The organism is Spirillospora sp. NPDC049652, from assembly GCF_040675125.1.
In the GTDB taxonomy this organism is placed as follows: Bacteria; Actinomycetota; Actinomycetes; order Streptosporangiales; family Streptosporangiaceae; genus Spirillospora.
In genome coordinates this window covers 1-9,577 of record NZ_JBFAOF010000201.1, presented here as the reverse complement: position 1 = coordinate 9,577, position 9,577 = coordinate 1, and the positions used below count along the sequence as shown (strand labels likewise).

At 73.3% G+C, this 9,577-nt stretch carries 9 protein-coding genes and 1 tRNA gene; 4 read left to right on the top strand and 6 right to left on the bottom strand.

The features are described 5' to 3' along the window. The 5 genes from AB0J52_RS15790 to AB0J52_RS15770 all read right to left on the bottom strand — a co-directional run. On the bottom strand, positions 1-1,214 hold a 1,214-nt coding region (locus tag AB0J52_RS15790; protein WP_500182300.1), incomplete at its 3' end, for a helix-turn-helix domain-containing protein. Next, the gene (locus AB0J52_RS15785) at positions 1,211-1,897 is read right to left on the bottom strand and encodes a hypothetical protein (protein WP_500182299.1); all 687 of its coding nucleotides are present in this window, start codon (positions 1,895-1,897) and stop codon (positions 1,211-1,213) included. The genes AB0J52_RS15790 and AB0J52_RS15785, both read right to left, overlap by 4 nt. Before the next feature lie 87 nt (positions 1,898-1,984). Continuing rightward, complete coding sequence (locus AB0J52_RS15780; protein ID WP_500182298.1) at positions 1,985-2,500, bottom strand: hypothetical protein; 516 nt, start codon at positions 2,498-2,500, stop codon at positions 1,985-1,987. 215 nt (positions 2,501-2,715) lie between these two features. After that, positions 2,716-2,788, bottom strand: a tRNA-Glu gene (locus tag AB0J52_RS15775). A gap of 65 nt (positions 2,789-2,853) precedes the next feature. After that, the gene (locus AB0J52_RS15770; RefSeq protein WP_500182297.1) at positions 2,854-4,548 is read right to left on the bottom strand and encodes a metallophosphoesterase family protein; all 1,695 of its coding nucleotides are present in this window, start codon (positions 4,546-4,548) and stop codon (positions 2,854-2,856) included. 33 nt (positions 4,549-4,581) lie between these two features. Between AB0J52_RS15770 and AB0J52_RS15765 the strand changes: the two genes are divergently transcribed. Further along, positions 4,582-4,923, top strand: coding sequence for a metallopeptidase family protein (locus AB0J52_RS15765; RefSeq protein WP_500182301.1), 342 nt, complete (start codon positions 4,582-4,584; stop codon positions 4,921-4,923). A gap of 140 nt (positions 4,924-5,063) precedes the next feature. Continuing rightward, positions 5,064-6,767: an MFS transporter gene (locus tag AB0J52_RS15760; RefSeq protein ID WP_500182296.1), complete on the top strand. Its 1,704-nt coding sequence runs from the start codon at positions 5,064-5,066 to the stop codon at positions 6,765-6,767. 25 nt (positions 6,768-6,792) lie between these two features. Here AB0J52_RS15760 and AB0J52_RS15755 read toward each other — a convergent pair whose 3' ends face one another. Continuing rightward, positions 6,793-7,101 (bottom strand): PspC domain-containing protein, encoded by a 309-nt coding sequence (locus AB0J52_RS15755; RefSeq protein WP_500182295.1) that lies wholly within the window; start codon positions 7,099-7,101, stop codon positions 6,793-6,795. 133 nt (positions 7,102-7,234) lie between these two features. Here AB0J52_RS15755 and AB0J52_RS15750 point away from each other — a divergent pair, with 133 nt between their 5' ends. Together AB0J52_RS15750 and AB0J52_RS15745 are read left to right on the top strand one after the other, a co-directional pair. Then, entirely contained in the window at positions 7,235-8,389 is a 1,155-nt protein-coding gene (locus tag AB0J52_RS15750; RefSeq protein WP_500182294.1) for an acyl-CoA dehydrogenase family protein, read from the top strand. Between the two features lie 230 nt (positions 8,390-8,619). After that, positions 8,620-9,577 (top strand): aspartate-semialdehyde dehydrogenase (locus tag AB0J52_RS15745; RefSeq protein ID WP_500182293.1); only part of this gene is annotated, 958 nt, incomplete at its 3' end.

Sequence of the window (9,577 nt, the reverse complement as noted above, 5' to 3'; positions counted from 1 at the left end):
CGCGCCGCGAGCTCGATCGCCCGCGTGAGCAACGTCGGCCGCTCCAACCTCCGCCCCACCGAACCCGCGTCCGCGCCCGGAGCCGCGCCCGTACCGATGGCCGCGCCCGCGCCGATGGCCGCGGCTGTGCTCGTGCTCCGGGCAGCGCCCGCGCCTGCGGCCGGCGCCGCGTTCGAGCCCGCGCCTGCGGTCGTGGCCGGGGACGCGGCCGTGGGGGCGGTGAGGCTGGCTGCTCGCGAGGCCGGGGCGGTGATGGTGGCGGGGGACGGTTCGGCGCGGCGCCAGCCCTGGCGGGACATGGTGGCCATCGCCTCGCGGTAGGTCTGCTCGGGCATGATGCGCAGCGTGCGGGCGCGGTAGAGCAGGGCCGCCATGCTGACGCCCCACTCGGCCTTGAGCTCGGCGAGGCGGTCCCAGTCGGGGACGGCGGGGAGGACGTCCGCGACGTCCGCCTCGGGCAGCAGGAACTCGGCGGCGAAGCGGTGCGCCTGGTCCTCGACGATCTTGCTGCCGGGCTCGGCGTCGGCGTGCATGACCAGGTGCCCGAGCTCGTGCGCCGCGTCGAACCGGTTGCGCCAGTAGTCGCCCTTGGCCGGGTTGAACAGCACCATCGGATGCGGGTGCGCGCCGATGCCGAACGCGTCGACGCGCTCGGAGGACGGCGGCATCACCAGCACGACGACGCCGTGCCGTTCCAGCAGCCGGACGACGTGCGGCACCGGTCCGCGGGCGTCCGCGCCGAGCATGGCGGCGCGGGCCTCGCGGGCGGCCGCGACCGGGCCCGGCCCCGCGATCTCGTCGGGGGAGACGGGGTGCTCGGGCAGCGCGGCGGGCGGGAACTCGACCACGCCCGCGAGGACGGCGACCAGGTCGGCCGCGATCCGGCCGTAGGCGAGCGCCTGGTCGCGCTCGACCTGCGTGGTGGAGCGCAGCGACCGGAAGTGCGCGGCGTCCGGCGGGACCGGGCCGCGGCCGGCGCGGAAGAAGTCGACCGGGACGCCGAGCGCGAACGCGAGCCTGGACAGCGAGAGCCCGGACGGCCGGCGCACACCCGCCTCGTACTGCCCGATCGTCGCCGGGGTCGTGCCGACGGCCTGGGCGAGCTGGTTCTTGCGCAGCCCGCGCAGCCGCCGGGCCAGGGTCAGCCGTTCACCGTCGAACACCACCCCCGCGTGCCTGCCGGAGGTGCGTTCGTCGTCCCGCGTCTCGTTCACCGCGCCGTTTCATAGCTCGTCTCTTCCCCCGCGCGAAGCCGCATCGGCACGTCCGCCTCGTCGTCGCCCCACAGCGGCGGGGTGGGCTCGACGAGCTTACGGCGTGGATCGGCCCCGAGCGACGCGTCGTCGAGCGGGCGCAGCCAGTGCCAGGGCGTCCCGCCGTCCTCGTTCCACCGGGGATGGCCCAGGAAGAGCTCCATCTCCAGCGGATCTTCGGTGGCGCTGTGCGCGAGCACGAGATTGACGACGTCCGGCGTGTCGCGGTGGACGCCGGGGATCGGCAGGGCGAGCTGCGGGTCGTCCGGGAACTCCTGCCGCGCCACCGCCTGCTTGGTGGGGCTGTCGCGGTCCCAGCGGATCGCGTGGACGGCCCCGAAGGGGTGCCGTTTGAGCAGCACCCGGTACCGTCCGCGCCGCCAGCCGGGCGAGCCGTTCAGGTCGTCGCGGACGGCGATGCGCGGCTGCCGTCCCCCGGCGCCGTCCTCCTCGTCCACGCCGAGGGCGCGGTCGAGCTGCGTGGCGAGGACGTCGAACGACGACACCCCGTACGACCGTTCGGTGAAACCGCCTGCCCGGTTGAGCGCGCCGAACACGACCAGGGTCGTCTCGCGGTGCGCCTCACGCGCGGCATGCAGGAACCCGGCCTTGAGCAGGCCGTCCCAAGCGTCCCGTTCCTCCATGCGCCGGACGCTACGCCACCCCACCGACAAAACCAGGACGGCCGGACCCGCAGGGGTCCGGCCGTCCAAGGGGAAGTGCCGCCGGGGTCAGCGGACCCGGAGCTTGGGCCCGGTGAGCGAGGTGTAGAAGATGTGCTTCTTGCTGTCGAGGCGGCCGACGGCCGCGTAGAGGCGGAGGTGCTGGGCGCCTTCGAGGTTGCCGGTGACCCGGCGGACCGTCCCGTTGCCGCCGCGGGTGACGAAGCACATGCCGCGGACGTCGTCGTACTTCTTGGAGCCCCACAGGTCGTAGCAGAAACCGGCGCTCTTGCCGTCGCCGCGGGTGTCCTTGACCTTGGTCACCATGAAGACGAACGCGGGGCCGTTGCCCTTGCGGGCCCAGTACCAGTGGCCCCAGACCTTCGCGCCGCGGATCTCCCGGGCCTTGTAGTAGTGGATCTTGCCGGTGCGCACCATCTTCGCGGTGGACGAGACGTCCGACCCGGCCTGGAACGACGAGCCCGAGGCGGCCCGGTGCCCGACGTCCGCGGACGCGGGGAGCGCCGTCACCAGGGTGGCCGCCAGCGCCGCGCCGCCGATCGCGGCAGCGGTGAGCTTGTGCATGTTGACACCTTTTGTGTGGGGGAGTCGATGGGGGTGGTGGGATGCTACATCGCCGACCCGCCCACTTGATCATCTTTTTCGCCACACGGAGACCGGCGGGCACGCGGAAGAAGGCCACGGGTGTTCCTGCGGGACGTCCACGCCGTCAAGGAGCCGCTCAGCGGCCGGGCGTTCGAGGACAGCGGTAATGAAGAAAAGGATTACCGCCGGTGAGGTACCCCCTACCGGATTCGAACCGGCGCTACCGCCTTGAAAGGGCGGCGTCCTAGGCCGCTAGACGAAGGGGGCCTAAGGCGGGCGTGGCCCACCGTTGTGCCCAGCATAGGGGACAACGTGGGCGGACGCACAAACGGTTATGGACGGGACGGCGATGTCGTGGGCCACTGGGACGGGGGCAGGGACGGGAAGGGCGAGGAGGGGGTGGGGGCGGGCGACGGGGCGGGCGGGGTGACGGCGTGGTCGGGCTTGGGCTCCAGGTGGCGCTCGATCTGCGCGGACGTCAGGCCGAGGCCGCCGAGGCGCAGGTCGTCCCAGCCCTGGAGGCGGTGGGTGGCGCGGCTGAAGTAGAGGACGGACAGCTCGATCGGGGTCGGCTGCTCGTGCTCCAGGCCGCGCAGGCCCGCGCCGCCGGTGGAGCCCTGGACGAACAGGCGGGTGCCGATCGGGAGCAGGGAGGTCTCCCGCTGGTGCCGGTGGCCCGACAGGATCAGCGGGGTGAGGCCGGAGAAGGCGGCGCCCTCGGCGGGGTCGTGGGTGACGACGATGTCGGGGCGGGCGCCGGAGTTGCGGAGCTTCTCGGCCAGGCGCAGTCCCTCGGCGCGCATCTGGTCGTCGCCGACGTTGTCGCCTCGCGTGGACTTGTCGGGGGTGTAGCGGGGGTCGCCGACGCCGTAGATGTTCAGGTTCTCGATCTGGCGGGTGTCGCCGTCCAGGACGACGCCGTTCTTCTGGCGCGAGACGGCCTTCTGGGTGCCGCGCGCGTCGTGGTTGCCGCGCACGTAGACGTAGGGGACGCGGAAGGTCGAGATGTCGTCGGCGAACTTGTCCTCGGCGCGGGTGCCGTGGTCCATGAGGTCGCCGGTGTCGATGATCAGGTCGGCCTGGAACTGGTCGGCGACCGAGCGGATCACGTTCCACGCGGCCGGGTTCAGGTGGATGTCGGAGACGTGCACGATCCGCAGCGTGGACGGGTCGGGCTCGTAGGTCGGGAGGCTGGACGTCGCGGCGTACAGCCGGGACATGTTGCCGACCAGGCGGGCGAGCTGCGCGCGGTAGGACGTGAAGCGCTCGACCAGGTTGCGGGCGTCGCCGACGACGCGGGGCGCGTTGGCGAGCAGGCCGGTGTAGCGCGGTTCGGCGAGGGACGCCGGGCTGAAGGAGAGCCAGGCGGTCACCGCGACCGCGAGCATGCCGGCGAGGGCGGCGCCGGAGCCGGCGAGCGCGCGCCGCCAGGACCGGAAGACCAGCAGGCCCGCGACGAACGCGCAGAACAGGGCGGCCAGGGCGGCCCGCAGCAGCATGATCCAGACGCCGTGCCAGAGCTGGCCGGCGATCCGGTCGGTCATCTGCTGGTCGGACACGTTGGCGCTCTCGATGAACGCGCGGGCGTCCTCCAGGCGCAGCTGGGTGACCTGGGCGCGGAGCGCGACCGGGCCCCAGTGGGTGTCCAGGTGGAGCGCCCCGAGCGGCGGGATGGCGATGGTCGTCCCGCCGTCCCAGGACGCCCGGAGGGAGAGCGACACGTCCGTGGGGCCGACGGGGGTGTTGACCCGGCCGCCCACCAGGAGCCCGGCGAGGCCGCCGGCCAGGCCCACGGCGATCACCACCAGGACGCGCCCGGTGCGGCGCATGCGCGGCGTCCGCAGCCGGGCCGCCGCCGACCCCAGCGCGGCCGGCAGGCGGCCCTGGGCGGTCGGGGTGGTGTCCGGGGCGTGCGGGTCGTCCGGGGCGGACGGGCGGGCGCCTGGGCGCGACAGGCGGGCGCGGACGGCGGCGGGCAGGCGGACGCGGAAGGCCGGGGTACGGGGCTTCCGGCTGCTGCGCGACAAGGGGTCTCCCTCCGGTGGAGCAGAATGGGCGATGTGATCGAGATGTCGCGGGACGCGTTCGAGGACCTGGTCGCGGAGGCCCTCGACTCCATCCCGGCCGAGCTGACCGCGCACATGCGCAACGTCGTCATCGTCGTCGAGGACGACGCGCCGGAGCCCGGTCTGCTCGGTTTGTACCAGGGGGTGCCCCTCACCGAGCGGGGGGACTGGTACGCCGGGGTCCTGCCCGATCAGATCTCGATCTACCGCCGGGAGATCCTGCGGATCTGCGGGACGGCCGAGGAGGTCGTCGAGGAGGTCCGGATCACCGTGGTCCACGAGATCGCCCATCATTTCGGCATCGGCGACGCCCGGCTGCACGAGCTCGGCTACTGATCCCCGGCGCGGGTAAGCGCAGATCACGGGCGGGTCAAGGGGTTCGCCCGGCAATGTGTGCCATGAATTGGGCACGGTAGGTCACATAACTGCCACGCAGCGTGAGTTAATGGGAGGAGGGAGAGCGGAGTGGAGAGCGCGTGGCTGGACGGCAGAGCGGTCGGCACCGGCGGCCGGCGGAGGCGCAGGCCACCTATCGCGAGGTGTTCGCGGTGGGCGAGTTCCGCGCGCTGTGGCTGGCGCAGGCGCTGTCGTTCATCGGCGACCAGCTCGCGCAGGTGGCGCTGGCCGTGCTGGTCTACCAGCGCACCGGGTCGGCGCTCTACACCGCCCTCACCTACGCGCTGACCTACCTGCCGCCGATCGTCGGCGGCCCGGTGCTGTCCGGGCTGGCCGACCTGTTCCCGCGCCGCACGGTCATGGTCGCGTGCGACCTCGCGCGGACCGTCCTGGTCGCGCTGATGGCGCTGCGCGCGATGCCGTTCTGGGCGCTGTGCGTGCTGCTCTTCCTCACCGTCCTGCTCGGCGCGCCGTTCACCGCCGCGCGCGCGGCCCTGCTCCCGGACGTGCTGGAAGGTGACAGGTATGTCGCCGGGTCGGCCATCAACAACATCACCCACCAGGCGACGCAGATGCTCGGGTTCGCCGCGGGCGGCGCGATCGTGGCGGTGGTCGGCACCTACCAGGCGCTCGGGATCAACGCCGTGACGTTCGCGGCGTCCGCGCTGATCCTGGTGGCCGGGCTGCGCGGCAGGCCCGCGCCGCGCGAGCGCGAGCGGGAGACGCGGAGCCTGTGGCGCGGCACCCGGGACGGCGCGCGCCTGGTGTTCGGCGACCCGGTCCTGCGGGCGCTGGTCTCGTTCGCGTGGCTGTGCGCGTTCTACGTGCTGCCGGAGGGGATCGCCGCGCCGTACGCGGCCACGTTCGACCGGAGCGCGCTGACGGTCGGGGTCCTCATGTCGGCGATGCCGACCGGGATGGTGGTCGGCGCGTTCGTGTTCAGCCGGTTCGTCCGCCCGACGAACCGGCTGCGGTCGATGGGCTGGATGGCCATGCTGGCCTGCGCGCCGCTGATCCTGGCGGGCGCGCATCCACCGCTGTGGGGCGTGGTCGCGATCTACGCGCTGTCCGGGGCGGGCAGCGCCTACCAGCTCGCCGCGAACGCCGCGTTCGTCGCGGCCGTCCCGGCGGACGGCCGGGCCCGCGCGTTCGGGCTCGCCCAGTCCGGCATCCTCGCCGGCCAGGGCCTCGGCATCCTGGCGGGCGGCGCGGTGGCGCAGTACCTCGGTCCGGAGACCGTCGTCGCGCTCGCCGGGGTGGTCGGGCTGTCGGTCGCGGCGATGCTCACCCTCACCTGGAACCAGCTGCGCGGCACCCTGATCACCGCGTCCCGCGAGCGTCCGGGCAGCGTCCGTCAGAGCCCGGAGCCTCGGGACGAGCCGGAGAACCTGAACCCGCGGGAGCGCCGGGAGGTACGCGATGGGCACGCGGTTCCCGGTGAGCCCGGTGCGCGGGGTGGGCCGCTGGCTCGCGGCGCGCCACCCGCCGGGCCCGATCTCCGCGACGCGTCCGCGGAGTTGGGCGAGGCGTCAGCGGGCCGTGAGGCGGGTGACGCCTCCGCCGGGCGCGCGGCTCCCGCGCTGGGCGAGGGCGGCGTGGCGGGTGAGGCCCGTGTGACTTCAGAGGCTGAGGTGGCTTCTGCGGCCGGTGTGGCCTCTGAGGCTTATGTGGTGGCGGACGGGGCCGCCGCCGGTACCGAGATGCCCGGCGGCGCGGAGGCCCGGCCCGGGGAGACCCGGCCCGGACGGTCCGGAGGGGTCCGGCCGTCCGCGTCGGCGTCCTGATCCCGGGCGCGGCTCCGCCCGGACGTCACTGGCGGGTCTTGGCGGCGAAGGTGTCCTTGGCCTTCTGCGTGGCGTCCTGGACGGAGGGGGACTCCTTGGCCTTCTGGAAGAGGTCCTCGGCGACCGACGACTCCGCGCCGTCCTCCGGCATGACCAGCCAGGCGATGATGTAGAGCGCGATGCCGGCGCCGCCGAACAGCGTGAAGACGCCGAGGCCCAGCCGGACGATGTTCGGGTCGACGCCGAGGTAGCGGCCGACGCCGGAGCAGACCCCGGCGATCATCCGGCCGTCGCGGGTGCGGCGGAGCTGCTTGGTGCCGTTCTGCGTGTCCATACCTGGATCCTCCCCCTCCCGGCCGCGTCGCGGCATCGGGATTCGCCCTGAACCGACCCTGAGAGCGTCCCCGAGAAAGGGCCCGTCATACCCTGGCCGCGTCGCCCCCTGCCCCCGACGGATGGGATGCCCGATGGACGTGCTGCGCGTGGACGACGGCCTCACCGGCGAGGAGCGGATGGTCCGGGACACCGTCCGCGCGTTCGTCGCGGAGAAGATCACCCCGAGGCTGGCGCAGTGGTTCGAGGACGGCGCGTTCCCCGCCCGGGAACTGGCTCCTGAGCTGGGGAGACTCGGTCTGCTCGGGATGCATCTGGACGGCTACGGCTGCGCGGGGGCGAGCGCCGTCGCCTACGGCGTGGCGTGCCGGGAGCTGGAGGCGGCCGACTCGGGGCTGCGCAGCTTCGTGTCCGTGCAGGGCTCGCTGGCGATGGCGGCGATCCACAAGTTCGGGTCGGAGGAGCAGAAGACCGCGTGGCTGCCCCGGATGGCGGCGGGCGAGGCGATCGGCTGCTTCGGCCTCACCGAGCCGGACCGCGGCTCCGACCCCGGCGACATGCGCACCCGGGCGCGCCGCGACGGCTCGGACTGGGTGCTGGACGGCGCGAAGATGTGGATCACCAACGGGTCGGTCGCGGACGTCGCGGTCGTCTGGGCCCAGGTCGAGGGCGAGGGGATCCGCGGGTTCGTCGTCCCGGCCGGGACGCCCGGGTTCACCGCGTCCGACATCCACCGGAAGCTGTCGCTGCGCGCGTCGGTGACGTCCGAGCTGGTGCTGGACGGGGTGCGGCTGCCGGGCGACGCCGTCCTGCCGGGCGTGACCGGGCTGAAGGGGCCGCTGAGCTGCCTGTCCGAGGCGCGCTACGGGATTCTCTGGGGCGTCGTCGGGGCGGGCCGCGCCTGCTACGAGGCGGCCGTCGACTACGCGCGCACGCGCGAGCAGTTCGGGAAGCCCATCGGGGCGTTCCAGCTCACCCAGGAGAAACTGGCCTGGATGGAGGTCGCGCTGGGCCAGGCCGGGCTGGTCGCCCTGCACATCGGCCGCAGCAAGGACGACGGCCGCGTCACCCCGCAGCAGGTCTCGTTCGGCAAGCTCGCGAACGTCCGGGCCGCGATCGACGTCGCCCGCGAGGCCCGGACGATCCTGGGCGCGAACGGGATCACGCTGGAGTACCCGGTGATCAGGCACATGAACAACCTGGAGTCGGTGCTGACCTACGAGGGCACGCAGGAGGTCCATCTGCTGACCCTGGGGAAGGCGATCACCGGCCTGGACGCCTTCCGCTGAACCGCCTCCGCCCGCATCCGGGCGCTTCCGGCCGCGTGTCGAGGCGTCCCGCCGGGCCCTCGGCGCGCTGCCGATCTTTCGGATGAGCGCGAACACCGTGTAGCAGTGCTTAAAGTCGTTCTGAAGGGTAACTGACTGGACGGCCCGCGCACGGGCTGGGCAGACTCTGTCACCCCAGGTCAAAGCATCAGCATCAGCCCAGGCCACAGCACCAGCGAAAAGGGAGCGGCATGAGAATCGGGATCGTCGGCGCCACCGGACAGGTCGGCGGTGTCCTGCTCAGGATCCTCGCCGAGCGGAACTTCCCGGTGGACGAGCTCCGGCTCTTCGCCTCGGCGCGGTCGGCCGGGCGCGCGCTCCCGTGGCGCGACGGGGAGATCACCGTCGAGGACGCCGCGACCGCCGACTACACCGGCCTGGACATCGTGATCTTCTCGGCCGGCAAGACCACCTCGCTGGAGCTCGCGCCGAAGGTCGCCGCCGCCGGGGCCGTCGTGGTCGACAACTCGTCCGGCTGGCGGATGGACCCGGACGTCCCGCTGGTGGTCTCCGAGGTCAACCCGGAGGCCGCGCGCGTCCGGCCCAAGGGGATCATCGCGAACCCGAACTGCACCACCATGGCCGCGATGCCCGTGCTGCGCCCGCTGCACGAGGAGGCCGGGCTGGCCGCGCTGGTCGTCGCCACCTACCAGGCGGTGTCCGGCAGCGGCCTGGCCGGCGTGGACGAGCTGCACCGGCAGGCGGTCAAGGTCGTCGAGGGCGCGGACGCGCTCACCCACGACGGTTCGGCCGTCGCGTTCCCCGACCCGGACGTGTACGTCCGCCCGATCGCGTTCAACGTGCTGCCGATGGCGGGCTCGATCGTGGACGACGGCCTCGCCGAGACCGACGAGGAGCAGAAGCTCCGCAACGAGAGCCGCAAGATCCTCGGCATCCCGGACCTGAAGGTCTCCGGGACCTGCGTCCGGGTGCCGGTCTTCACCGGGCACTCGCTGCAGATCAACGCGCGGTTCGAGCGCCCGATCGACCCCGGGCGCGCCGCCGAGCTGCTCGCGGACGCGCCCGGCGTGGTGCTCAGCGACGTCCCGACCCCGCTGGAGGCCGCCGGGCAGGACCCGACCTTCGTCGGCCGCATCCGCCGCGACGAGACCGCCGAGAACGGCCTCGCGCTGTTCGCCTCGGGCGACA